The sequence below is a fragment of the Arthrobacter sp. NPDC080086 genome, from assembly GCF_040702285.1.
The window spans coordinates 1-24,381 of the sequence record NZ_JBFBKP010000027.1 but is presented as its reverse complement, the minus strand read 5'-3'; the positions used below and the strand labels follow the sequence as shown (position 1 = coordinate 24,381).

At 69.6% G+C, this 24,381-nt stretch carries 20 protein-coding genes; 16 read left to right on the top strand and 4 right to left on the bottom strand.

The genetic code is table 11. The features are described from left to right. Window positions 1–126 precede the first annotated feature (126 nt). The 5 genes from AB0305_RS11210 to AB0305_RS11190 all read left to right on the top strand — a co-directional run bounded on the left by AB0305_RS11210 (window position 127) and on the right by AB0305_RS11190 (window position 5,530). Window positions 127–1,218 carry an ABC transporter permease gene (locus AB0305_RS11210; RefSeq protein ID WP_290255696.1) on the top strand — a complete coding sequence of 364 codons (1,092 nt, stop codon included), beginning with the start codon at window positions 127–129 and terminating at the stop codon, window positions 1,216–1,218. 1 nt (window position 1,219) lies between these two features. Further along, the gene (locus tag AB0305_RS11205) at window positions 1,220–2,260 is read left to right on the top strand and encodes an ABC transporter permease (RefSeq protein ID WP_364132888.1); all 1,041 of its coding nucleotides are present in this window, start codon (window positions 1,220–1,222) and stop codon (window positions 2,258–2,260) included. Beyond that, on the top strand, window positions 2,257–3,969 hold the full coding sequence (locus AB0305_RS11200) for an ABC transporter ATP-binding protein (protein WP_364132885.1): 1,713 nt from the start codon (window positions 2,257–2,259) through the stop codon (window positions 3,967–3,969). The genes AB0305_RS11205 and AB0305_RS11200 overlap by 4 nt, the downstream gene beginning before the upstream one ends. Before the next feature lie 110 nt (window positions 3,970–4,079). Next, window positions 4,080–4,493 (top strand): chorismate mutase, encoded by a 414-nt coding sequence (locus tag AB0305_RS11195; protein WP_364132882.1) that lies wholly within the window; start codon window positions 4,080–4,082, stop codon window positions 4,491–4,493. Next, a complete protein-coding gene (locus AB0305_RS11190) occupies window positions 4,490–5,530 on the top strand; it encodes a hypothetical protein (RefSeq protein ID WP_364132879.1) in 1,041 nt (346 codons plus the stop codon). Before AB0305_RS11195 ends, AB0305_RS11190 begins: the two co-directional genes overlap by 4 nt. 18 nt (window positions 5,531–5,548) lie before the next feature. Here AB0305_RS11190 and AB0305_RS11185 read toward each other — a convergent pair whose 3' ends face one another. Beyond that, a complete protein-coding gene (locus AB0305_RS11185) occupies window positions 5,549–6,259 on the bottom strand; it encodes a DUF4166 domain-containing protein (RefSeq protein ID WP_364132876.1) in 711 nt (236 codons plus the stop codon). Between the two features lie 130 nt (window positions 6,260–6,389). Here AB0305_RS11185 and mtrA point away from each other — a divergent pair, with 130 nt between their 5' ends. From mtrA to secA, 7 genes are all read left to right on the top strand, one after another. After that, window positions 6,390–7,064, top strand: a complete 675-nt coding sequence (gene mtrA, locus AB0305_RS11180) for an MtrAB system response regulator MtrA (RefSeq protein ID WP_290255690.1) — start codon at window positions 6,390–6,392, stop codon at window positions 7,062–7,064. 172 nt (window positions 7,065–7,236) lie between these two features. Then, the gene (gene mtrB, locus AB0305_RS11175; protein WP_364134610.1) at window positions 7,237–9,105 is read left to right on the top strand and encodes an MtrAB system histidine kinase MtrB; all 1,869 of its coding nucleotides are present in this window, start codon (window positions 7,237–7,239) and stop codon (window positions 9,103–9,105) included. Next, window positions 9,102–10,844 (top strand): LpqB family beta-propeller domain-containing protein, encoded by a 1,743-nt coding sequence (locus AB0305_RS11170; protein ID WP_364132872.1) that lies wholly within the window; start codon window positions 9,102–9,104, stop codon window positions 10,842–10,844. Before mtrB ends, AB0305_RS11170 begins: the two co-directional genes overlap by 4 nt. An 83-nt stretch (window positions 10,845–10,927) precedes the next feature. Further along, window positions 10,928–11,935, top strand: a complete 1,008-nt coding sequence (locus AB0305_RS11165) for a phosphoribosyltransferase family protein (protein WP_364132869.1) — start codon at window positions 10,928–10,930, stop codon at window positions 11,933–11,935. A gap of 129 nt (window positions 11,936–12,064) precedes the next feature. Continuing rightward, window positions 12,065–12,784 carry a ribosome-associated translation inhibitor RaiA gene (raiA, locus tag AB0305_RS11160; RefSeq protein ID WP_290255687.1) on the top strand — a complete coding sequence of 240 codons (720 nt, stop codon included), beginning with the start codon at window positions 12,065–12,067 and terminating at the stop codon, window positions 12,782–12,784. A 27-nt stretch (window positions 12,785–12,811) separates the two neighbouring features. Then, a complete protein-coding gene (locus AB0305_RS11155) occupies window positions 12,812–14,131 on the top strand; it encodes a crosslink repair DNA glycosylase YcaQ family protein (RefSeq protein ID WP_364132865.1) in 1,320 nt (439 codons plus the stop codon). An 84-nt stretch (window positions 14,132–14,215) separates the two neighbouring features. Then, window positions 14,216–16,954, top strand: a complete 2,739-nt coding sequence (secA, locus tag AB0305_RS11150) for a preprotein translocase subunit SecA (protein ID WP_366172960.1) — start codon at window positions 14,216–14,218, stop codon at window positions 16,952–16,954. Window positions 16,955–17,043: 89 nt separating this feature from the next. On the opposite strand, the gene AB0305_RS11145 is transcribed toward secA, so the two are convergent. Further along, window positions 17,044–17,463: an Rv3235 family protein gene (locus tag AB0305_RS11145; RefSeq protein WP_364132860.1), complete on the bottom strand. Its 420-nt coding sequence runs from the start codon at window positions 17,461–17,463 to the stop codon at window positions 17,044–17,046. Then, window positions 17,460–18,272, bottom strand: coding sequence for a LysM domain-containing protein (locus AB0305_RS11140; RefSeq protein ID WP_364132858.1), 813 nt, complete (start codon window positions 18,270–18,272; stop codon window positions 17,460–17,462). The genes AB0305_RS11145 and AB0305_RS11140 overlap by 4 nt, the downstream gene beginning before the upstream one ends. A gap of 212 nt (window positions 18,273–18,484) precedes the next feature. On the opposite strand from AB0305_RS11140, the gene AB0305_RS11135 reads away from it, so the two are divergent. Beyond that, complete coding sequence (locus AB0305_RS11135; RefSeq protein WP_364132855.1) at window positions 18,485–19,048, top strand: hypothetical protein; 564 nt, start codon at window positions 18,485–18,487, stop codon at window positions 19,046–19,048. A 10-nt stretch (window positions 19,049–19,058) separates the two neighbouring features. On the opposite strand, the gene AB0305_RS11130 is transcribed toward AB0305_RS11135, so the two are convergent. Beyond that, the gene (locus AB0305_RS11130) at window positions 19,059–19,274 is read right to left on the bottom strand and encodes a helix-turn-helix domain-containing protein (RefSeq protein ID WP_290255681.1); all 216 of its coding nucleotides are present in this window, start codon (window positions 19,272–19,274) and stop codon (window positions 19,059–19,061) included. A 148-nt stretch (window positions 19,275–19,422) separates the two neighbouring features. Here AB0305_RS11130 and AB0305_RS11125 point away from each other — a divergent pair, with 148 nt between their 5' ends. From AB0305_RS11125 to AB0305_RS11115, 3 genes are all read left to right on the top strand, one after another. After that, complete coding sequence (locus AB0305_RS11125; RefSeq protein ID WP_364132852.1) at window positions 19,423–20,064, top strand: hypothetical protein; 642 nt, start codon at window positions 19,423–19,425, stop codon at window positions 20,062–20,064. Continuing rightward, entirely contained in the window at window positions 20,061–21,377 is a 1,317-nt protein-coding gene (locus tag AB0305_RS11120) for a chromosome partitioning protein (protein WP_364132850.1), read from the top strand. The genes AB0305_RS11125 and AB0305_RS11120 overlap by 4 nt, the downstream gene beginning before the upstream one ends. Before the next feature lie 59 nt (window positions 21,378–21,436). After that, the coding region (locus tag AB0305_RS11115) for an NAD-glutamate dehydrogenase domain-containing protein (protein ID WP_366172956.1) at window positions 21,437–24,381 on the top strand (2,945 nt) is incomplete at its 3' end.

The following is a 24,381-nucleotide window of genomic DNA, read 5'->3' as shown; positions in this document are numbered from 1 at the left end:
ATCCCCATCCGGTCCTGACCAGCCACAGAGGCGGGGCGCCCGCGCGGCGTCCCGCCTCCGTGCTGAGGGCAGGACAACCGATTCCCAAGGCCCACGAAGCCGACGGAAACACACATTTAGGTACCAATGACAACACTTATCGAGGCACCGCCCAGCGATGCCGACGGCCTGATGCCGACCAAGAAGAAGTCGTCCGGCGGGGGACTGGGCCAATACATCCTGATCAGGTTCCTGCTGATCTTTCCGACCATCCTGATCCTCGTGACGCTCGTGTTCTTCCTGATGCGGATTACGGGCGATCCGATCACTGCGGCCCTCGGCGGCCGGCTCCCTCCCGAGCAGCTCGCCGAGCGGATCCACTCCGCCGGCTATGACCGGCCCATCTTCGTCCAGTACTTCGAGTACCTGGGCCAGCTGATCACCGGCAACTTCGGCACCACGCTCTCGGACAACCGCCAGGTCTCCGAGATGCTCACCACCTACGGCGCCGCGACCCTCGAGTTGTCCATCAACGCCCTTCTCGTGGCCCTGGTGGTAGGCATCCCGCTGGGCATGGTGGCCGCGCACCGCCGCGACAAGGCCCCCGACGCCGTGCTGCGCATCTTCGCGATCCTCTGCTACGCCACCCCGGTGTTCTTCGCCGGCATGCTGCTGAAGCTGACCTTCTCCGTGTGGCTGGGCTGGCTGCCGGTCGCCGGACGGGCGAAGACCTCCACCGAACTGGCCCTCACCGCGCTGTCCGCGCCGACCGGGATCTACTGGCTGGACTCGCTGCGCAGCGGCAACATGGCCGCGCTCGGCGACGTCACCGCGCACGCGGTGCTGCCCGCCGTCGCCCTCGGCCTGCTCACCGCCGGCATCTTCCTGCGCCTGGTGCGCACCAACGTCATCGGCACCCTCGGCAAGGACTACGTCGAGGCCGGGCGTTCCCGCGGCGTCAGCGAATACCGCCTGGTGACCAAGCACGCCTACAAGCCCGCGCTGATCCCGATCATCACGGTCATGGGCCTGCAGATCGCCGTCATGCTCGGCGGTGCCGTGCTGACCGAGACCACCTTCGAATGGAAAGGCCTGGGCTTCCAGCTCGCTACCTACCTGACGGCCCGCGACTTTGTGGCCGTCCAGGGCATCGTGGTGCTGCTGGCCGTAATCGTGGCCGTAACCAACTTCATCGTGGACATCGTCGCCGCGCTGATCGACCCCCGCGTGAGGTACTGACATGAGCACTGAATCCACTATCGCCGCGGAAAACCGCAGGGAACCGTGGTTCCGGCGCCTGCCGGTCGTGTCCCACTTCAACAAGAGCGTCGGCCTGCAGCGCGGCATGCTGGTCACGGGCCTCATCCTGACCGCCATCTTCCTCCTCACCGCCGTTTTCGCCCCGCTGATCGCGCCCTACGGCTTCGCCCAGATCTCCGACGCCGACGGCGGGTTCCCCGCCCAGCAGGCGCCGGGCGGCAAGCACCTGCTCGGCACCACAGTGGGCGGCTACGACGTGTTCTCCCGCGTCGTCTGGGGCGCCCAGACCGCCGCCATGGTGATCGTCGTCGCCGTCATCATGTCGATCTTCATCGGCGTGATCCTCGGCCTGGTCAGCGGCTACATCGGCGGCTGGCTGGACCGGATCCTGGTGGTCATCGCCGACGCCGTCTACGCCTTCCCGTCCCTGCTGGTGGCCATCGTCATGGCGATCGTGATCAGCGGCGGCCGGTCCAGCCTCTGGGGCGGCATCCTCGCCGCGGCGATCTCCATCACCGTGGTCTTCATCCCGCAGTACTTCCGGGTCATCCGCGCCGAGACCATCCGGCTCAAGGCCGAACCGTTCGTCGAGTCGGCCAAGGTGGTGGGCGCCTCCAACGTGCGCATCATGACCCGGCACATCTACCGCAACGCCACCCGGACCCTGCCGCTGATCTTCACGCTGAACGCCTCGGAGGCCATCCTGACCCTCGCGGGCCTGGGCTTCCTGGGCTTCGGCATCGAACCGACGTCGGCCGCCGAGTGGGGCTTCGACCTGAACAAGGCCCTCTCCGACACCACCTCCGGGATCTGGTGGACCGGCGTCTTCCCCGGCCTGGCCATCGTCCTGACCGTCGTCGGCCTGACCCTGGTGGGCGAGAGCATCAACGACCTCAACGACCCCCGGCTGCGCGGCCGCAAGAAGGCTTCCGGCAAGGCCGGAACCAACATTGCCGGATCCAATGCCGCCGGCCCCGGCCCGGCCACGGCAGCACCAACAGCAGAAGTGAGCACGTCATGACCACCAATATCGGCCACGCAGCCGACCAGCACGGCCGCGGCGCCGGCCCCGTGCTGGACATCGACCACCTCAAGGTCACCTTCGCCACGGACGCCGGGGACGTCTACGCCGTGAAGGACGTCAGCCTGGAGGTCAACCCGGGGGAGGTCGTCGCGATCGTCGGCGAATCCGGCTCCGGCAAGACCGTCACCGCCAAGACCATCCTGGGCCTGCTGCCGGAGACGGCCATCAGCTCCGGGGCGGTGCTGATCAACGGCAACAACGTCATCAGCGTCAGCGCCTCCAAGCTGCGGGAAATCCGCGGCCGGGACGTCGCCATGGTTTTCCAGGAACCCTCCACCGCACTGAACCCGGTGTTCACCGTGGGCTGGCAGATCGCCGAAGGCATCCGCGCCCACGCCGGCCGCAACGGCGGCAAGGTCAGCGCCAAGGACGCCAAGGCCCGCGCCGTCGAAGCCCTCCGCAAGGTGGGCATCCCGGACCCGGAGACGCGGGTCAACTACTACCCGCACCAGTTCTCCGGCGGCCAGAAGCAGCGCGTCGTCATCGCCGCCGCGCTGGCCCTGAACCCGGGACTGATCGTCGCGGACGAGCCGACCACCGCCCTGGACGTGACCGTGCAGGCGGAGATCCTCGAACTGCTCCGCGACCTCCGGGACCAGTACGGCACCTCGATCGTGCTGATAACCCACAACATGGGCGTCGTCGCCGACCTCGCCGACCGCGTCGTCGTGATGTACCAGGGCGACGTCGTCGAGGAGGCCACCTCCCGGGTGCTCTTCGCGGAGCCGAAGCAGGACTACACGAAGAAGCTCCTCGCCGCCGTCCCGCACCTGGGCCGCAACTCCGCGTCGGCGGGGATGACCGAACGCGCCCACCAGGGCGGGAAGGTGCTGGTCGAGGCCAGGGACCTCACCATCGAATACCCGGGCCGCCTCGGCAGCCCGGCGTTCAAGGCCGTCGACCGGGTGAATTTCACCCTCTCGGAGGGCGAGGTCTTTGGCCTGGTGGGCGAGTCCGGCTCCGGCAAGACCACCATCGGCCGGGCCATCGCGGGCCTGAACAAGACCACCGGCGGCAGCCTCAAGGTTCTCGACTACGAGATGCTCAACCTCAAGGAGCGCAGCTTCAAGCCGCTGCGCAAGCAGATCGGCTTCGTGTTCCAGGACCCGGCGGCGTCGTTCAACCCGCAGCTGACCATCGGGGAGTGCATCGCCGAACCCCTGGTCATCCACGGCAAGCCGACACCGGCGCAGGCCCGGCAGCGGACCCGCGAGCTGTTGGAGTCCGTGCAGCTGCCCGCGGCCTACGCGGACCGGTACCCGCACGAACTCTCCGGCGGCCAGCGGCAGCGCGCCTCCCTGGCCCGGGCCCTGATCCTGAACCCGAAGCTGCTGATCGCCGACGAACCGACGTCGGCGCTGGACGTGTCGGTGCAGGCCAAGGTCCTGGAGCTGTTCAAGGACATCCAGGCCGAGTTCGGCTTCGCCTGCCTGTTCATCAGCCACGACCTCGCCGTGGTGGACATCCTCTCGCACTGGGTGGGCGTCCTCTACAAGGGCCGGATGGTCGAGCAGGGGCTGGGCAGCCAGGTCATGGGCAACCCGCAGCACGACTACACGAAGAAGCTCATCGCCTCCCTCCCGGTCCCCGACCCGGAGGAGCAGGCCCGGCGCCGGGAGCAGTTCCGCGCCGTCCTGGGCAGCTGACGCCCAACGCCGGCACCCGCCACCGCAGCGCTGCCCGCCGTCCGCACCGGACGGCGGGCAGGTCCGCTTAACACCCGCTTCATCGGGCGCCCAGCCCCTAGACTGGAGCAATGAGCCACAGCCTCCACCACGACGCCGATGACGACTACGACCCCGCCGCCAGTTCCCTGGTCGGCCAGGTCGATCCCGCGGTGATGGCGGAGCTGCTCTCCATCCGTTCCAGCATCGACAACATCGACGCGACCCTGGTCTACCTCCTGGCCGAACGGTTCAAGGCCACGCAGAAGGTGGGCCACCTCAAGGCCAAGCACCAGTTGCCGGCGGGGGATCCGGGCCGCGAAACCGCCCAGATCGCCCGGCTCCGCCGGCTCGCCGCCGAGGCGCACCTTGATCCGGCCTTCGCGGAAAAGTTCCTGAACTTCATCATCGGCGAGGTCATCCGCCACCACGAGGCCATCGCCGAGGACCACCAGGCCGCGGGCCGGGCGGACGCCGCCGGGACCGCCGTCTCCGCCCAGGCGTGAGCGGCGCCGACACCGGGGCCGCCCAGGTCACCGCCACCGCCCACGGGCCCTGGCCGGGGACGGACCCGCTGGAAGCCGCCCGTATCATCCGCGGTGAACTCGGCGCCCCGCACCTGCCCTTCCTGGCCGAACTGCCCGTCCGCGGCGTCGGCTCGGACGCCTTGGGCCGGACCGCCGCTCTCCTGGAGGGCCTCGCCGTCGATGTGCAGCCGCACGGCTGGCGCCTGGTGGACCGCCCCGGCCGGGACGCCCGCCGCGCCCGGTCCGCACTGGCCACCGACATCAACGTCCTCGCGGACGTCGCCGGCACCGAGTCGGTGTCCGCCGACGCCCTGAAAATCCAGCTCCAAGGGCCGCTCAGCCTCGCCGCCGGCCTGCACCTGCACAGCGGGGAACGGGCACTGCTGGACCACGGCGCGCGGCGGGACCTCGCCGAGTCCCTCGCCGCCGGCGTCGGCGCCCACCTGCGGGCCGTGGCCGCCGCCGTGCCGGGCGCCCGGCTGGTTGTCCAGCTGGAGGAACCCGACGCCGCCGCCGTCCTGGCCGGGACGATTCCCACCGCCAGCGGCTACCGGACCCTGCGGGCCGTGGCCGGCTCCGAGGTCACCGAATCCTGGCGCCTGGTGGTGGACGCCCTGCACGCCGCCGGCGCGGAGGAGGTCGTCATCGCGGTCCCCGAGGTGGAAGCACCCATCGAGAGGATCCTCGGCGCCGGCGCCGATGGCATCGCCGTGCCGCTGCGTGCCCTGACCTCCCGCCAGTGGGAACACCTCGCCGGCGCGGTGGAGTCCGGGCGAAAGATCTGGGCCGGGGTGCTGCCGGTGGAGGACCCCGCGGCGGAACCGCCGTCCGCCCGGACCCTGGCCGAGGCGCTGTGGCGGCCCTGGCGCCAGCTCGGGTTGCCGGGCTCCTCGCTCGGCGCGGTCCGGCTCACCCCCGCCGGGGGACTGGCCGGCCACTCGCCGTCGTCGGCCACCAGGGTGCTGGCACGGCTGACCCACGCGGCCGATGCGCTGAACCAGATCGCCCTGGGCTAGCGCCCCGGAGCCGTCGCTTCAGACCCGGGATTCCCAGCGGTCGGGCCGGGCGTACGCGGGCAGGTAGCCGGCGGCCCCGGTGCCGTCCGGGTACGGCTCCAGCCGGTAGTCGAAGCGGCCGGCATAGACAAGCACCAGGCCGACCTGCGGCTGGATGGCCTTGACCTGGATCCGGTGCTTGCCCTCCGCGACGTCCCACCACTGTTCGGCGTAGGCCTTGGCGTCCAGTGGGCCCGGCAGCGGCAGCCGCAGCGGACCCAGCAGCAACCGGGATGCCTCCGAGACGCCGCGGAGCCGGCCCTCCGGGGTGACACTGAGGTTCAGGTCCGTGGCCAGCCGGCGGTACCGGCCCACGTAGTCCACCAGCCGGTGCCGGCCGCCGGTCGTGTCCCAGCTGGTGGTGTCGGAGAAGACCCGGGTGACGCCGGGGAAGAAGATCTCGCGCCGTGCCGTCAGGCTGGGCCGGCCGAAGGGGTCCAGGTGGGCGTGGTTTTCGATCCGGAACCGGATGCCCTCGCCGTACTCGGGGAAGAACGCCTGCTCCCCGGTGACGGCCCGCATGAAGGGGCGCAGCCAGCGCTGCCGGCAGCCCACGACGTCGAACACGCCCTCGCCCACCCCGTAGTGGCCGGAGCCCTGGACGAGGGAGAAGTAGTCCTGGAGTTCGGGCTGCAGCCGGGCGAAGTCCCCGCCCAGGCCCAGCCGGTAGATGGGGTCCACACGGTTCACGGCATCCTCCTCGGACTGCGGGCCGCCCGCCGGCCCTGGGACGAATCTACCTGCCCCGGCCGGCGGTCCGCGCCATGCCGGGAGCCGCACGAATACGACAAAGCCATTTCAATAAGGGAATATATAACGTATGAAGGCACGGATTTTGGTAGTGGACGACGACGAGGCCCTGGCCGAGATGATCGGCATTGTGCTGCGCAACGACGGCTTCGACCCCGTCTTCTGCGCGGACGGCGGGCAGGCCCTCGAGGTCTTCCGCTCCGCCAAGCCGGATCTGGTCCTGCTGGACCTGATGCTGCCGGGGATCGACGGGATCGAGGTCTGCCGCCAGATCCGCGCCGAATCCGACGTGCCGATCGTGATGCTCACCGCGAAGGCGGACACCTCGGACGTGGTCCGGGGCCTGGAATCCGGCGCCGACGACTACGTCCCCAAGCCGTTCAAGCCCGCCGAGCTCGTGGCCCGCGTCCGCGCCCGCCTCCGCCCGGGCGACCAGAAGGCACCCGAGACCCTCCGCATCGCCGACGTCACGATCGACGTCGCCGGCCACGTGGTCAGCCGCAACAGCGAGCGGATCTCGCTGACTCCGCTGGAATTCGACCTGCTGGTGGCCCTGGCCCGCAAGCCGTGGCAGGTCTTCACCCGGGAACTGCTGCTGGAGCAGGTCTGGGGTTACCGCCACGCGGCGGACACCCGCCTGGTGAACGTCCACGTCCAGCGGCTGCGCTCGAAGATCGAACGCGACCCCGAAGCCCCCGAAGTTGTCTTGACGGTCCGTGGTGTCGGCTACAAAGCAGGGTCCTGAGCCCGGCAGCGGCACCCCCGCACCGGCCGATCCCGCACCGGCCACTCCCGGGCCGGAGAGTACCGGGCCAGAGTCTTCCGGACGGGAGGCTCCCTCGCCGGTGACCACGGCGCCGGTGACCCCGTCGCCGGTGACCTCCGGGTCCACCCCGGAGCGGCCGGAGGATGAAGCCCTGACCACCCGCCGCGGCCGGACCGTGCTGTTCCGCGCCGGGATCTGGGCCCGCCGCGCCCGGATCGTCGCCGTCCGCGTGCTCCGCCTGGTGCTCATCGGCGCCTCCCGCACCCTGCCCGCCACCCGCTACCTGCTGCGCGCCCTGCAGCGCCGCTGGCGCCGGTCGCTGCAGTTCCGGACCGTGCTGACCACCCTGCTGCTGGCCATCGGGTCCTTCGCCGTCGTAGGCGCCTACCTCTCCAACCAGATCGCCAACAACCTTTTCCAGGAGCGGCTGGCGCAGGCCGAATCGGAGACCCGCTACAACGTCAAGCAGGTCCAGGACACCTTCGACGGCGCCCAGGTCACGGACCAGTCCAGCGTCATCACCCTGGTCTATGACACCCTGAACGCCGTCGAGGGCCGCGGCTCGGTCATCCAGCGCCGGTACGTTTTCGAGGCGATGCCGGAACAGACCAAGCCCCGCAACCGCTGGGTGGAATCCCGCGCCTCGGACCAGCTCACCATCGCCGTGATCCCGCCGGACCTGCGCAAGGCCGTGCAGCAGTCGGGCAAGGACCAGTTCTGGGCCTCCACCGAGTTCCCGGTGGGCACCGAGGACAGGCCCGGCATCGCCGTCGGCAACAAGGTGACCTTCAACGGCACCGTGTACGAGCTCTACCTCATCTACGACCTGAACACGGCGCAGAAGACCCTGGACGAGATCCAGAACGTCCTGCTGGTCGGCGCGGCCGTGCTGGTGCTGCTCATCGGCGCCGTCGCCTGGTACGTCACGCGCAACGTCGTCAGCCCGGTCAGCCACGCCGCCGTCGTCTCCGAAAAGCTCGCCGCCGGCCAGCTGCAGGAGCGCATGGTGGTCAAGGGCGAGGACGAGGTGGCCCGCCTGGGCGCCTCCTTCAACCACATGGCCGCCAGCCTCCAGGAACAGATCACCCAGCTGGCTACCCTGTCCCAGATGCAGCAGCGCTTCGTTTCGGACGTCTCGCACGAGCTTCGGACCCCGCTGACCACCGTCCGGATGGCCGCCGAGGTCCTCTACGACGCCCGCGAGGACTTCGACCCGATCAACAAGCGGTCCGCCGAGCTGCTCTACCACCAGGTGGAACGCTTCCAGTCGCTGTTGGCGGACCTGCTGGAGATCTCCCGCTTCGACGCCGGCGTGGCCATGCTCGACGCCGAACCCACGGACATCCTGCAGCTGGTGGACCACGTCCTCGAGGGCGTTGCCCCGGTGGCCGCCGAATACGGCTCCGAGGTGACCCTGCACGCGCCCGAAGGCAGCATCATCGTCGAGATGGACGACCGGCGGATCGACCGGATCCTGCGCAACCTCATCCTCAACGCGCTCGAACACGGCGAAGGCCGGCCCGTCAACGTCTCCGTCGCCGCGAACGACACCGCCGTCGCCGTCGCCGTCCGGGACCACGGCATCGGCATGACCCAGGCAGAGGCAGCCCGCGTCTTCGACCGGTTCTGGCGTGCCGACCCCGCTCGGGCCCGCACCACCGGCGGCAGCGGCCTGGGCCTGTCGATCGCCACCGAGGACACCAAGCTGCACAACGGCTGGCTGCAGGCCTGGGGCAAGAAGGGCAGCGGCTCCAACTTCCGGCTCACTCTCCCGCTGCGCCAGGGCGAGAGCATCGGGCGGTCGCCGCTGCAGCTCGAGCCGGCCGACGTCGGACTCGACGGCGGCGCCGGCAACCAGATGGTGCTGCTGAACCACTCCGCCCCGGGCGCCGTCCCCGGCACGGTACCCGGCTCGGTCCCTGTCCCGGGCACGGGCAGTGGTGCGGGCCCCGGCACGGGCGCGGACGCGTCATCAGGCGGCCCGGCGAACAGCCCCGCCGCAGGGGAGGACCAAGCATGAGGACCACTACGGGACGCACGGCCGGAAAGCGCGGCGGGAGGCTGGTCCGCTTCGCCGCGGCCCTGCTGGCAATGGTGCTGCTGCTGGGCGCCTGCGCGCAGATTCCGCGCTCCGGGCCGGTGGGCAAGAGCAGCGACGAGAGCGCCGGCAAGCCGAACAACGCCCCGGTGTTCTTCCCGGTTGCGCCTCGCCCCGGCGCCGGACCCGAATCCGTCATCGAGGACTTCTACCTGGCCGGCAGCGGCTACGAGGACGACTACGCGGTGGCGCGGCAGTACCTCACCCAGGCGTCCTCGGTGAAGTGGAAACCGGACCAGCGGGTCCTCGTCTACCGCTCGGCGCAGGTGGTGCCCACCGCCGTCGAGAACGTCTACAACTACCGGCTGGACCTGGCGTACACGGTCGACGCCGACGGGATCGCGACCCAGTTGCCGGAGGGCACCACCGAGAACGTCCCCGCGACGCTGACCAAGGTCGACGGCGAGTGGCGGATCGCGGACATCCCCGACGGCACCGCCATCCCGGAGGAGACCTTCAAGGTCATCTACGGCGCGTACCCGATCTACTTCTACGACCCGACATTCACGTACGCGGTCCCGGACGTGCGCTGGTTCATCAAGAAGAAGACCGTCAAGGCCATGACGAGCGCCCTGCTGGGCGGCCCCGCCCCATACCTGAAGGGCGCGGCGGTCAGCGCCTTCCCGGCCGGCATCAAACTGGCCCGCGAGTCCGTGCCCGTGGTCTCCGGCGCCGCCCAGGTGGACCTGACGGCCAAGGACCTCACCGACGCCTCCAACGAGGACCGGCTCAGGATGCAGACCCAGCTGGCCCTGACCTTCCGCAGTCAGCCCGACGTGATCAACGTCGAGCTGCGCGCCAACCAGGACCTGGTCCGGGTGGACGACAACGGCTCCGTCCTGCCCCCGATTCGCGACAAGGACGTGCCGGCGCGGCAGATCGCCGTCAGCAACAACGATCTGGTCCGGGTGGAGAACAACAAGATCGGACCGCTACCGGACATCGCGTCGGTCAGCGCCCTGGGCCCGCGGTTCCCCGCCGAGTCGCCGGCCAGCCAGGCCGCCGCGTTCCTGAACGCGGGCCGCACCACGCTGTACTCGATCATTCCAGGGCAGCCCGCCCGGGCCCTGGCGACCCGGGGCACGCTGTCCCGGCCCTCGTTCGACCGTTTCGACTGGGTCTGGAGCGCCGGTCCCGGGGCGAACGGTGCCACCGAGGTCGCCGCCTACCGCCCCACCGGGGTGGCCGGGGGCGCCACCGTGCCGACGGTGACGCTCACCGGCGCCTGGCTCGCCGGAGCCATTGTGAAGGAGTTCCGGGTGGCCCGGGACGGGACGCGGGCGATGGTGATTTCGTCGCTGAACGGCAAGACCCGCGTGCAGCTCACCGGCATCATCCGCAACGCGGACGGCACGCCCAAGGACCTCACCGCCCCGGTGACGCTGCTGACCGCTCATGACCCGGACCAGGGGGTGTGGGTCAACGACCTGACGGTGGCCGTGATGAAGGGGGCCGCGACGGAAAACGTCACCCCGGAGCTGCTGTCGATGACCGGCAGCGCCCCGCAGGAGCTGGCCCCGTGGGCCGGCCTCACCGGGCTGAGCGCCGGCAACGGCACGGCGGAGATCTACGGCCAGTCGGCGGACGGCATCTTCCAGCGGCTCGGCAACGGCTGGTCCCTGCAGCTCAAGGGCGCCATCGACCCGGCCTTCCCGGGGTAGGGCCCGTGGGCAGTCCCGGCCGGTTGTCCACATAGCCGTATCCTGACCCGGGCGCGGCCACGGAGACGGTGCAGGCTGGAGCCATGACCCAGCCTCCCACCGCGCACCCGCAGCCGCCGCGCCGCCGCCCGGCGCGGGGCACGGACCCGGACCTCCTCCCTGCTCCCGAGGCTGCCCGGCACCGCGGCGGCTACCGATCGTGGGCGGCCCGCCTGGCCGACTCCGTGGCGGGCGCCGTAGCCGAACTGCTTACGCTGGTCCTACCGGCGGAGTGTGCCTGTTGCGGGGCGGAGGACCGGGTCCTGTGCGCGGCCTGCGGCCGGAGGCTCCGGCAGCTGACCCGCAGGCCGTTCCGGGCCGAGTCGCGCGCCCCCGCCCTGATGGACATGGACGGTTCGGTCCTGCTGCCGGTGGTCGCGGCCGGGGTCTACCGCGCCGAGCTCGCCCAGGCCCTGCTGTCGTTCAAGAAACACGGCCAGCGGGCGGTGGCCGAGGACCTCGCCCGGTGTCTGGGCGCCGCGCTCGTGGCCGCCGGACCGCCCCCGGGAACCCTGCTCGTCCCGGTGCCCACGACGTCCGCTGCCTTCCGACGTCGGGGATTCAGCCCGGTGCACCTGGTTCTCTCCCGTGCCCGGGCCCGCGGGCGCCTGCCGCCCGGGACGGAAACCGCCGTCATCCTGCGCAAGACCCGAAGCCTGGCGGTTGCATGGAACGGGGCCAACCGGCAGAGCGGGACTGCTCAGAAAGGCGGGACGTCTCGGAAGTGCGGGACTTCTCAGAAGGGTTTGGACCGCGCCGGGCGCACCCGGAGGCTGCGCGGGTCGATGCGGATCCGCCGCGGGATGACCAGGCCGGTGCTGGCCGGACGCCCCTGCATCCTCATCGATGACGTCCTCACCACCGGCGCCACCCTGGCGGAAGCGGCCCGGGTTCTCCGCTTCGCGGGAGCCGACGTCAGGGGAGCGGTCGTGCTCGCCGCGACACGCCCGCCCGCCTCCCGTGTGTCGGAACCCGAGACCCGCGGCAGGACGCCGGACGGGTCGCAATGGAAAAAAATAAACCACAAAAGGGTGAAGAACAGGTGGCGATGAACTAACGTCGAACATGGGTACCAAGAACAGATGTACCTGTCGATAGCGGCTCGGAAAGGGGCTCGACTGTCCGTCAGATGAGCCCCCGAAGTGCCGCCGTCGTGTCACCGAAGTCATTTGGAGGGCACCATGGAGTTCATGATCAGCGGTCGCAATTTGACGGTCTCCGACCGGTTCCGCGAGTACGCCGAGGAGAAGATCTCGAAGATCAATTCCCTCGGCGACAAGGTCCAGAGGGTGGATGCAAAGGTCACCAAGGAAACCAAAGTACGGCAGATTGCAGAGCTGCTCACGGTTGAGCTGACAGTCCTGGGCCGCGGCCCAGTGATCCGTGCCGAAGCCAGCGCGGCGGACAAATTCGCCGCCTTCGATCTGGCCTACAACAAGCTTCTGGAGCGGCTGCGCCGGGCCAAGGACCGCAAGAAGGTCCATCACGGGCGGCACACCCCCAAATCCGTGACCGAGGCGACGGCCTCCCTGGAACCGGCGAGCACCCGCGAACCGATCTACGAGGAGGCGGCCCACTGGTCCGAGGCGAAGCCGGAGGAGAAATCACCCTACGAGGTGGAGAACGATCTCCCCGCCGGGGACTCGCCGGTCCTCATCCGCCGCAAGGTCTTCCCCGCGGCCTCCCTCACGCTCGACGAAGCCGTCGACAACATGGAACTGGTCGGCCACGATTTCTACCTGTTCGTTGACAAGGAAACGAAGGCTCCCTCCGTCGTGTACCGCCGCGAAGGCTGGACCTACGGCGTGATCAGCCTCGACCAGACCTGCGCCCCGGGCGAGGCTCCCCTGGAGGAAAAGATCATCGCCTATCGTTCTGAAGGAGAGCCCGCCACCGCATAGGCGGGGACAACCGACGAAGGGAAAGATGTGCCCGCGACGCTGAGCCTGAAGCAGGCACGGCGGATCGCACTGGCAGCCCAGGGATTGGACAAGGTCCGGCCCGCCGCCCCGGTAAGTTCACGGGCGGTGGGCCGGACCTTTGCCCGCCTGCAGCTGGTCCAGATCGATTCGGTCAACGTGCTGGCACGCAGCCACTACCTGCCGTTCTTCTCCCGGCTCGGGAACTACGACCGGAGCATCCTGGAACGCCTCTCCGGGGTGCACCCGCGCCGGATGATGGAGTACTGGGCGCACGAGGCCAGCTTCATCCGCCCAGAGCACTTCGAGGACCTGAGGCTGTGGCAGAACCGGAAGTGGGTCGGCGCCCATGCCATGGACCCGGAGGAACGCGGCGACGTTGCCGGCCGGATCCTGTCCGAGCTGGCTGCGGGGCCGCCGCTGACCGCCGCCGAACTCACCGCCCGGCTGGGTCACGTGGAAACCCGAAGCACGGACAACTGGGGCTGGAACTGGAACACCGTCAAACGGGTCCTCGAGCACCTCTTTGAGGAGGGGACGGTGACGGCGGCCTCGCGGACGGGCAGCTTCGAACGCCGCTACACCCTCACCTCCAGGGTCCTGCCGTCCACCGCAGTGGCCGCGGCCGCATCCGGGAGACCGGAAAGCACCGGACCGGAAAGCGGGGAGCCGGTCAGCACGCAACCGGAAAGCAAGGGACCGGAAAGCGGGGAGCAGGGCGGCGGCCGACCCGACGCCGGTGCGGCCATGCTCCGGCTGATCGACGCCGCGGCGCAGGCCCACGGGATCGGCACCCTGCGCTGCTTCGCCGACTACTTCCGCACCCCGCAGCGGGCCGCCGCGGAGGCGCTCGCCGAACTCGTCGACGCCGGACGGCTGGAACCGGTGACCGTCGCCGGCTGGGACCGGCCCGTATACCGGCACATGGAGGCGCGGCTGCCCCGCACCGCGGCCGGCCGGGCCCTGCTGAGCCCGTTCGACTCCCTGGTTTTCGAACGGCGGCGGCTTGAGGAACTCTTCGGCTTCCACTACCGGCTGGAGATTTATACGCCGGAGGCCAAGCGCCGCTTCGGCTACTACGTCCTGCCCTTCCTGCTCCGCGACGGCATCGTCGCCCGCGTCGACCTCAAAGCGGACCGTGCCGCCGGCAGCCTGCTGGTCCGCGGCAGTTTCGCGGAACCGGACGCGCCGGGGGACACCGCCGTCGAACTCGCGGCAGAACTGCAGCTCATGGCAGAGTGGTTGGAGCTGGACCGGATTATCGTGGCCCCCGTGGGCGATCTGGCGCCGGCGCTCGCACAGGCGGTGGCTGGCCTGCATCCGCTTTGAGGGAACAGGCGCGGTCCGCGCTGTGTCCCTCCCGTAGACTAAACACGCCGGAATTCGGCAGCTTGAGACTGGGAGCAATTTCACGTGGCATCACTGATCGAAAAACTTCTCCGCACGGGTGACAAAAAGACCCTGCGGCAACTTCGGAACTACGCCGACTCCATCAATGCCCTGGAAAGCTCCTTCCAGACCTTCACCGACGCCGAGCTGCGCGAAGAGACCGACCGGCTCCGTGCCCGGCACGCCAACGGCGAGAAGCTCGACGACCTGCTGCCCGAGGCCTTCGCCGCCGTCCGCGAGGCCTCCTCACGCACCCTCGGCATGCGCCACTTCGACGTCCAGCTGATGGGCGGCGCCGCCCTGCACCTGGGCAACATCGCCGAAATGAAGACCGGTGAAGGCAAGACCCTGGTGGCCACCGCTCCGGCCTACCTGAACGCCCTCGCCGGCAAGGGCGTCCACGTGGTCACGGTCAACGACTACCTCGCCGAGTACCAGTCCGACCTGATGGGCCGCGTGTACCGCTTCCTCGGCCTGACCAGCGGCTGCATCCTGGCCAACCAGGACCCCGCCCACCGGCGGGAGCAGTACGCCGCGGACATCACCTACGGCACGAACAACGAATTCGGCTTCGACTACCTGCGCGACAACATGGCCTGGGACAAATCCGAGCTGGTCCAGCGCGGCCACAACTTCGCGATCGTCGATGAGGTGGACTCCATCCTCATCGACGAGGCCCGTACCCCGCTGATCATCTCCGGCCCCGCCCAGGGCGACACGAACCGCTGGTACAGCGAGTTCGCCAAGGTTGTCCTGCGCCTCCAGCCCGACACCGACTACGAGGTCGACGAGAAGAAGCGCACCGTCGGTGTCCTTGAGGCCGGCATCGAAAAGGTTGAGGATTACCTCGGCATCCACAACCTCTACGAGTCCGCCAACACCCCGCTGATCGGCTTCCTGAACAACGCCATCAAGGCCAAGGAACTCTTCAAGCGTGACAAGGACTACGTCATCCTCGACGGCGAGGTGCTCATCGTCGACGAGCACACCGGCCGCATCCTCGCCGGCCGCCGCTACAACGAGGGCATGCACCAGGCGATCGAGGCCAAGGAAGGCGTCGAGATCAAGGCCGAGAACCAGACTCTCGCCACGGTCACGCTGCAGAACTACTTCCGCATGTACGACAAGCTCGCGGGCATGACCGGCACCGCCGAGACCGAAGCCGCCGAGTTCATGAGCACCTACAAGCTCGGCGTCGTCGCCATCCCCACCAACCGGGACATGCAGCGCATCGACCAGCCGGACCTCGTCTACAAGAACGAGACCGTGAAGTTCGACGCCGTCGTCAAGGACATCGCCGAGCGGCACGAGAAGGGCCAGCCGGTCCTGGTCGGCACCACCAGCGTCGAGAAGAGCGAGTACCTCTCCCGCCTCCTGGCCAAGGAGGGTGTCCGGCACGAGGTCCTCAACGCCAAGAACCACGCCCGTGAGGCGTCGATCGTCGCGCAGGCCGGCCGCAAGGGCGCCGTCACCGTGGCCACCAACATGGCCGGCCGCGGCACCGACATCATGCTCGGCGGCAACGCCGAATTCACCGCCGTCGCCGAGCTGGCCAAGCTCGGACTGGACCCGCAGGAGAACTCGGAGGAGTACGAGGCCGCCTGGCCCGCCGCCCTCGAGGCCGCCAAGCAGTCCGTCAAGGACGAGCACGAGGAGGTCCTGAACCTGGGCGGCCTCTACGTGCTCGGCACCGAGCGGCACGAATCCCGCCGCATCGACAACCAGCTCCGCGGCCGCTCCGGCCGCCAGGGCGACCCGGGCGAGTCCCGCTTCTACCTGTCGCTGACCGATGACCTGATGCGGCTCTTCAACTCCGGCGCCGCCGAGCGCCTGATGAGCAGCTCCGTCCCTGACGACGTCGCCCTCGAATCGAAGCTCGTCTCCCGCGCCATCGCCTCGGCCCAGGGCCAGGTGGAAGGCCGCAACGCCGAGCAGCGCAAGAACGTCCTCAAGTACGACGATGTCCTGAACCGCCAGCGCGAGGCCATCTACGGCGACCGCCGCCGCATCCTTGAGGGCGATGACCTGCACGAGAAGGTCCAGTACTTCATCGAGGACACGATCAACGCGTTCATCGACGCCGCCACGGCAGAGGGCACCGGCGACGACTGGGACTTCAACCTGCTCTGGTCCAACCTCAAGACCCTGTACCCGGTCAGCTTCACGCCCCGCGACGTCATCGACGAGGCCGGCGGGAAGTCCCGGATCACGGTCGAATTCCTCAAGGAGGAGATACTCTCCGACGCGCGCCTGGTCTACCAGGCCCGCGAGGAGCAGATCGGTTCCGAGAGCATGCGCGAACTCGAGCGCCGCGTGGTCCTCTCGGTGATCGGCCGCAAGTGGCAGGAACACCTCTACGAGATGGACTACCTCAAGGAGGGCATCGGCCTGCGGGCCATGGCCCAGCGCGACCCGCTCGTGGAGTACCAGCGCGAGGGCTTCACCATGTTCCAGGCCATGATGGAGGCCATCCGCGAGGAGAGCGTCGGCTTCCTCTACAACCTTGAGGTCGAGGTCACCCCGGCCCAGGACGTGGTGGTCGCCGACGAGTCGGGCCAGCACACCGAACACCAGGAACCGCACATCCACGCCGCCGGTCTGGAGGCTCCGGAGAAGCCGGCGCAGCTGCAGTACACGGCTCCGAGCGAGGACGGCACGGCTCAGACCCGCGTCGAGGCCAAGTCCTCCGGGCGCTCCGGCAACCCGGCGAAGGCCGCGGCCCAGGAGTCCCCGCGCCGCGCCAGCAAGAAGAAGCGCCGCTAGGCAAAGGGTCCAGCCACCTGCACCGCGGGTCCGGAACGCAATGTTCCGGACCCGCGGTGTTTTTTGTGCCGTCAGCCTGGGCTCCGGGTTCAGCCGATTTCGAGTACGGTGACCCGCCAGACGAGCCGGCTCCGCTCCAGCCGCAGGGCCACGGCCCGGACCCGGAGTTCGTCGGACACCACGGCGCTGGCCTCGTACACATCCTCGGAGATCCGGCAGGCGTGGACCGACCGCACGCACGGGTTGCGGTGCAGGCGACCCGCCGTCGGCGACGTGCCGGAGGAGACCCGGCGGGTCAGGGCGGCGCGGTGCTGGAGGGCGGTCAGGCACCGTTCGTCCAGCCGCCGGGCGAGCTGCTGCGCCGGCCGGGTGCCGGCCAGGACTTCGATGGCCGCCTGCACCGTGGAGCGGCAGAGCGCTTCGATGTCGCGGTCCGGGTCGACCGGGCGGAGTGCGGCGGGGGACTGCGGGGCGGCGTAGCCGGGACGGGGTTCAGCGAGCGGGCTCATGGGGTTCCTTCGTCGGACGGGGGGCTGGATGAAAGGGCGGGCGGGATGACCAGGACCTGGCCCGGCCGAAGCAGCCCTGGGTCGGGGCCGATGACGGATCGGTTGGTCCGGTAAAGCTCCGGCCATGCGGTCGCGATGTCGACGTCGGAGGCTAGGGGCCCGAGCTGCGCGGCGCAGAGACTCCAGAGCGAGTCCCCGGCTCTGACCGTCACCTGCCGTCCGCCGGCGTCCGGGTGCTCCGGTCTGAGTTGGGGCTGGAACAGGGCGCCCGGCGGGGCCGGGACGGGGGAGGGCAGCCACCGTGGGTCCGGCCGGGGTGGCGACGGGGCACGTGGGCCCACCGTTGCGGGGTTTCCTTGCGGCGCCCAGGCGGCCGCCACGGCCGCCGGCAGGGACGTGCCGGAGCCCCCGACGTCGGGGACGGTGGCCGCCCGGGCCAGGGGAGCGGTGACCAGCTGAAGACCGATGGCGGCCAGGGCCAGCCGGCGCATGAACGCCGGACTGAACTTCCCGGTGGCGGCGGCAGCCCGGGCACGGCCGCCGCGCTCCAGCAACGCCGAGCAAAAGGCGAGGAGGAACGAGAGCGCCCACCAGACGACCACGATCAGCCCGGCGGTGGTGGCCGTGACGCCCAGGCTGGTGTCGAAACCCACGGCCTGCCTGCGCACGGCGGCGGTCCGCAGGTGGGCGGCCAGGATCATTCCCAACCCCGTGAGCAGTCCGCCTGAGAGCAGGATGAGCGCCGCCACCACCGCATCGCCGGAGCGGCTGGTGGAGGTGCCGGCTGTTGGATGCTGCCGAATCGTCATCCCGGCCTCCTAGGGTTCTAAGTGAATGACCTATCATTTGATGCACTTTGATAGTGTTTGATGCACTTTTCATAGTGTGAACCCGTGTGCGATCGGGTGTCTAGAGCAAGCGACGGGTTGTGCATAACCTGCCGATGCCGCCCGGAGGCGGGCGAAAGCCTGCAAGGACACCCCATTGACCGAGTCCGGCGGACGCGCCTACGCTGGCCCGCATGCGGTGGGACTCCCTCTTCTCGGACCTCGAAGCGCAACTCGCCGCCGAACGACGGCTCGATTTAGATGCCGAGGTGGACGAACGCGCCCGGGTCGACGCCACCGGCGTGGAACTGGCCGACCGGCTTCGCGGCACGGTGGGTCAGGATATCGTGGTCCACCTCACAACGGGTGACATCTGCGAAGGGCGGCTCGAGCATGTGGGCCTGGGCTGGCTGGTGCTGGCGTCGGGCCGGCAGCAGGTGCTGATTCCGCACGCTGCCGCCATCAGCTACACCGGGTTGGCGCTCCAGGCGGTTCCGGCGGGGCCGCCGTCGGGCCGCCTTGGGCTGGCGAGTGCACTGCGGGAACTGGCCAGGGATCGATCGCGGCTGACTCTTCAGCTGATCGGAGCGGCGGGCTGCCCGGCCTTGCATGGGGTTATCGACCGGGTGGGAAGGGATTTTTTGGACCTGGCGGAGACGGAACCCGGTGAAGAGCGCCGCGCCGCCAACGTTCGGTCCGTGTCAACGGTGCCGTTCGGCGCCCTCGGCTCCATCCGGTCGGGGCGCGGAGGGACCTAAGTCGACGGGATCAGGAGCCTTTGGCCTTGGCTTCCTCGATCATGCGGCTGGCCTCGGCGTACCGCTCCTGGATGTATTGCTCCAGCATGGCTTCCTCCACCCGCCACTGCCCGCGGCCGCCGACCTGGATGGCCTTGAGCTGACCGCTCCGCACCAGCGCATAGGCGGCGGGGGAGTTGATCTGCAGCTGTTCGGCGACATCCGCGAGGGTGAGGAATCGGGGCATGCTCCCATTTTGCCACCGGGCGTCGACATTGATGCGGTTATCCACACTTTGCAGTTCCCGGGTTCCCGGTCTTCCCGCAGGGCCCACAATTCGTGACAATGGGGAAACCGGCGCCGGCGGCGCGGACGCACAGATGGGGGAACTGCGCATGGCGGTGACAGAGGGCGGCGGGGCCAGGCTGAAGAAGCCGTCGTGGAAAGACCCGAGGCTGCTGGTCGGCGTCCTGCTCGTGCTGGCGTCAACGGCCGGGGTCGTGTCGTTGGTCGCTGCCGCGGATCGGACCACCGAGGCCTTCGCGGCCAGTGAGCCGATCGCCGTCGGGGAGAAGCTGACGCCGGAGAAGCTGCGCCGGGTCAACGTCCGCCTCGGAGACGTCGAGGGGAACTACCTGACCCCCGAGGCGGGACTCGCCGAGGGCCTGGTCGCCATCCAGCGGATCGGCAAGGACCAGCTGTTGCCGCGGGAGAGCTTCGGCCAGCCCGATGCGCTGGCCCGCAAACCCGTGGCCGTCACCGTGGACGAGGCCCTGCCGCCGCAGGCCGTGGCCGGCTCCCGCGTCGACGTGTGGGTCGCCCTGCCGGACAACCGCAACGGCTTCAGCGAGCCCGCCCTGCTGCTGCGTGGGGCCGAGATCGCGCAACTGACCCCGGGCAGCAACGCCCTCGGCGCGCAGCGCTCCACCGTCGTGATGGTGCTGGTCCCTGACGGCCAGATGCCCAAGCTGCTGGGCGCCCAGGCCAACAAGGCCAGGATCTCGGTGGTGTGGAATCCGGGCGGAACCGGCCAATGAGCATTCCCGTCGTCACGGTCGGGCACGGCACCGAGCCCCTGGTCGGCAGCCTGGAGCGACTCCATGGCCCCGTCTCGGTGGTCCGGCGCTGCGAGGAACTGGCCGAACTCCTCGCCGCCTGCCAGAGCGGCCTCGCCCGGGCCGCCGTCGTCGCCGGGGAGGCGGGGGAGCTCACAGCCTCGCTGGTGGACCGGCTCTCCGCCGTCGGGGTGGCCGTCGTCGCCCTGACCGACAGCCCGGACGAGGCGGCGCGGCTGCGCGGCATCGGAGTGACGGCGCGCCCCATCGATGTGGCGGCCGAAGAACTCGCGGCGGTCATTGCCGCCGCGGTGGCCGGACTCTCCGCGGCCGCGCCGGAGGCCGGCAGTGACGCCTTTACCGTCGCCGCCGCGCCGCGTACTCCGGGGCACGTGGCAGGTTCCGACGGCGGGGAGCCCTCCTGGACGCAGCCGGGCACCGGAGAGATCATCGCAGTCTGGGGGCCGGCGGGGGCACCCGGGAGGACCACGCTCGCGGTCAACATGGCGGGCGAACTGGCGGCGGCCGGCCGGTCGGTCCTGCTGGTCGACGCAGACAGCTACGGGGCCAGCGTCGCCGCGGCGCTGGGCCTGCTCGACGAGGCGGCCGGCCTCGCCCAGGCGTGCCGTCTCGCGGACCAGGGTTCCCTCGATGCGGATGCCCTCCACCGTCTGGCCCTGCCGGTGGCCACGAAGGCGGGAAACTTCCGGGTCCTCACCGGGATCACCCGCGCGGACCGCTGGACCGAACTCCGCGCCGCGGCCCTGGCCCTGGTGTACAGCCGCGTGCGCGAGATCGCCGATGTCACCGTCATCGACACCGGGTTCTGCCTCGAGGCCGACGAGGAGCTGAGCTTCGACTCGATGGCACCGCGCCGCAACGCCGCCACCCTGCGCAGCCTGCAGCTGGCCGACACCGTCTACGCCGTCGGCTCCGCAGACCCCGTCGGTGTTCCGAGGCTGGTCCGCGGCCTGGCGGAGCTCTCGGCCGCCGTACCCGAGGCGCTGCCGCGGGTCATCCTCAACAAGGTCCGCCCCGCCGCCGTCGGGCGGGCGCCGGAGCGGCAACTGAAGGAGGCGTGGGCCCGCTACGGGCCGGCGGCGCCGATCAGCGCCTTCCTGCCATCCGACGCCGCGGCCTGTGACTCAGCGCTGCTGGCCGGCTCGCTGCTGCATGAGACGGCCCCCGACTCGCCTCTCCGCAGGGCCATCGCGCACTTGGTTTGTGCACCTGCCCAGCGAAAATCGAAAAGCTCTGTCTTTTCTTCCACAGCAAGCCGGTGGGCTAAAGACTAGGCTCCTGATGAGGGCTGCAACGGTGCGGCCGCGAACTTTCTTAATGGAGGCGTTTGTCGATGTCGTCAGGGTCCAGCGTGGAGGATCAACCCGTTTCGATCGGAGCCGATGAGAGGTTCTTCGCGGACTACTACGAGCACCTCGCCGAGGAGGATGCCAAGGGCTACGGCCAGGAAACGCTCTCGGCCCGCGCGCAGGCCCACCTGCGGACCGCCGGCGCCCGGCAGCCCGGCCACGCCAACATCGAGATCATCGATGAGGCGGATGCCAGCGTCGTCTACATCGTCACCGACGACATGCCCTTCCTCGTCGACTCGGTCAACGCCGAACTGGTCCGGCAGAAGTCCCCGATCCACCTGGTGATGCACCCGCTCTTCGTCGTCACCCGCAACCGGGAAACCGGCCGGCTGGTCAAGGTGGCACGGGTCCCCTCCCACCTCGGCATCTCCAGCGGCGACACGGCTGCGATGCCCAACCTCTCGCACCTCATCGCCCAGGGCGACAACGCCTCCCACATGGAATCCTGGATCGCCGTCGAAATCGACCGCGTCGACGACGCCCGCCGGGCGGAACTGATTGAGGGCCTGAACCGGGTGCTCGGCGACGTGCGCGCCGCCGTCGAGGACTGGCCGAAGATGCGCAACAAGGCCCACGAGGTCTCCGACGGCCTCGAAAAGGTCACCAACGCCGCCGACGTGGCCGGCTTGCGGCAGGCGCAGGAACTCCTGCGCTGGCTCGACGACGGCAACTTCACCTTCCTGGGCTACCGCGAATACGACCTGCGGAACGAATCCGGCGAGGACGTCCTCGAACTGCGCGAGGAGAGCGGCCTCGGGCTGCTGCGCGACAGCAGCGACACCCGCCACCAGATCCAGCACCTGACCGAAACCGGCCGCAAAAAGGCCCGCGAGAAGAGCGCCCTGGTCATCACCAAGGCGAACTCCCGCTCCACCGTGCACCGGTCGGCCTACCTGGACTACATCGGCGTCAAGAGCTTCGACGCCGCCGGCAACGTCGACGGCGAACGCCGCTTCATCGGCTTGTTCGCCACCACCGCCTACGCAGGCTCCGTCCGCGACATCCCGGTGGTGCGGGAAAAGGTCGACGCCGTCCTGCGCGACGCCGGCTTCCCGCCGGACTCGCACTCCGGCAAGGATCTGCTCGGCATCCTCGAGACCTACCCGCGTGACGAGCTGTTCCAGATCGAGATCCCGGACCTCGCCGCCATCGCCACCGGCATCCAGCGGCTGCAGGAACGCCGCCGGACGCGGTTGTTCCTCCGCCCGGACGTGTACGGCCGCTTCATGTCGGCGCTGGTCTACCTGCCCCGCGACCGCTACACCACCAACGTCCGCCTGCGGATCGAGAAGGAACTGCGCGAAACCTTCGACGCCGTCTCCATCGACTACGAGGCCCGGATGACCGAGTCGGCACTGGCGCGGTTGTTCTTCCGGATCCGGCTCCCCAAGGACGCCGACACCGCCAACGTGAACACCGAGGAACTGGAGAAGCGGCTGGTGCTCGCAGCACGGTCCTGGAGCGAAGGTATCTCCGAGGTCCTCCGCGCCCGGGCAGAGGCCGACGGCGACAACGGTTCCAAGGAACTCGCCACGGTCTGGGCCGAGGCCTTCCCGGCCAGTTACCGGGTCGACTACGAGGTCGAGGACGCGCTCGAGGACATCGCCCGGTTCGAGAAGTACGGTGCCGCCGCCGAACGCGAGGGCGGCCACGCCGCTGAGCAGCCCGGCGTCCACGTGTACCTGCCCGAGGGCGCCGGAGCAATCCTGGAGGAGGACGCCCGCGTCAAGCTGTACATGCTCGAGCCCAAGAGCCTCAGCCAGATCCTGCCGTTCTTCCACAACCTCGGCCTCGAGGTCCTGGACGAACGCCCCTTCGAAATCGAGACCGCGGACCACCGCGACTTCTTCCTCTACGACCTCGGCCTGAAGTACCCGGCCGGTGTCGACCCCGTGACGACCGGCACCCTGCTCGCGGAATCCTTCGGCGCCGCCGTCTCCGGCGCCGTCGAATCGGACAGCTTCGACCGGCTGGTGCTCCGCGAGGGAATGCACCCCCGCCAGGTCGTGGTGCTGCGCGCCTACGCCAAGTACATGCGCCAGATGGGCAACACCAACTCCTTCGAGTTCATGGCCGACACCCTCCTGGCCAACCCGGAGGTCGCCCGCGGCCTGAACGCCCTCTTCGCCGCCAGGTTCGATCCGGCCGTAAACGACGGCGACCGCGAGGCCCGGCAGGCCGAGGTCCGCGCTGCGCTCGACACGGCGATCGAACAGGTCGCCACCCTCGACGCCGACCGCGTGCTCCGCACCTTCACCAACCTGATCCAGGCCACGCTGCGGACCAACTTCTACCAAAACAAGACCCACGTCAGCTTCAAGCTCGACCCGGCCGGGATCGACGGACTGCCGTTCCCGCGCCCGATGTTCGAGATCTGGGTGTACTCACCCCGCGTCGAAGGCGTCCACCTGCGGTTCGGCAAGGTCGCCCGCGGCGGCCTGCGCTGGTCCGACCGCCGCGAGGACTTCCGCACCGAGATCCTGGGCCTGGTCAAGGCGCAGACGGTCAAGAACGCCGTCATCGTGCCCACCGGCGCCAAGGGCGGCTTCTACGCCAAGCAGCTCCCGGATCCGGCCGCCGACCGTGGCGCCTGGATGGCCGAGGGGATCGAGAGCTACAAGACGTTCATCCGCGGCCTGCTCGACATCACCGACAACGTCTTGACCACCCCCGAGGGAGAGGCCCTCGTGCCGCCGGCCGACGTCGTCCGGCACGACGGCGACGACTCCTACCTTGTCGTCGCGGCGGACAAGGGCACCGCGTCCTTCTCCGACATCGCCAACGGCCTCGCCGCCGAGTACGGCTTCTGGCTCGGCGACGCCTTCGCCTCCGGCGGCTCGGTGGGCTACGACCACAAGGCCATGGGCATCACCGCCCGCGGCGCCTGGGAGTCGGTGAAGCGCCACTTCAGTGAGCTCGACCTGGA

Excerpts from the sequence above, each read along its gene's own strand:
- mtrA (WP_290255690.1), top strand. The coding sequence starts at position 6,390 with ATGAAGGCACGGATTTTGGTAGTGGACGACGACGAGGCCCTGGCCGAG.
- AB0305_RS11145 (WP_364132860.1), bottom strand. The coding sequence starts at position 17,463 with ATGAGCCCGCTCGCTGAACCCCGTCCCGGCTACGCCGCCCCGCAGTCC.
- raiA (WP_290255687.1), top strand. The coding sequence starts at position 12,065 with ATGGAGTTCATGATCAGCGGTCGCAATTTGACGGTCTCCGACCGGTTC.
- AB0305_RS11125 (WP_364132852.1), top strand. The coding sequence starts at position 19,423 with ATGGCGGTGACAGAGGGCGGCGGGGCCAGGCTGAAGAAGCCGTCGTGG.
- AB0305_RS11205 (WP_364132888.1), top strand. The coding sequence starts at position 1,220 with ATGAGCACTGAATCCACTATCGCCGCGGAAAACCGCAGGGAACCGTGG.
- AB0305_RS11135 (WP_364132855.1), top strand. The coding sequence starts at position 18,485 with ATGCGGTGGGACTCCCTCTTCTCGGACCTCGAAGCGCAACTCGCCGCC.
- AB0305_RS11165 (WP_364132869.1), top strand. The coding sequence starts at position 10,928 with ATGACCCAGCCTCCCACCGCGCACCCGCAGCCGCCGCGCCGCCGCCCG.
- AB0305_RS11195 (WP_364132882.1), top strand. The coding sequence starts at position 4,080 with ATGAGCCACAGCCTCCACCACGACGCCGATGACGACTACGACCCCGCC.
- AB0305_RS11170 (WP_364132872.1), top strand. The coding sequence starts at position 9,102 with ATGAGGACCACTACGGGACGCACGGCCGGAAAGCGCGGCGGGAGGCTG.
- AB0305_RS11210 (WP_290255696.1), top strand. The coding sequence starts at position 127 with ATGACAACACTTATCGAGGCACCGCCCAGCGATGCCGACGGCCTGATG.
- AB0305_RS11200 (WP_364132885.1), top strand. The coding sequence starts at position 2,257 with ATGACCACCAATATCGGCCACGCAGCCGACCAGCACGGCCGCGGCGCC.
- AB0305_RS11120 (WP_364132850.1), top strand. The coding sequence starts at position 20,061 with ATGAGCATTCCCGTCGTCACGGTCGGGCACGGCACCGAGCCCCTGGTC.
- AB0305_RS11140 (WP_364132858.1), bottom strand. The coding sequence starts at position 18,272 with ATGACGATTCGGCAGCATCCAACAGCCGGCACCTCCACCAGCCGCTCC.
- AB0305_RS11130 (WP_290255681.1), bottom strand. The coding sequence starts at position 19,274 with ATGCCCCGATTCCTCACCCTCGCGGATGTCGCCGAACAGCTGCAGATC.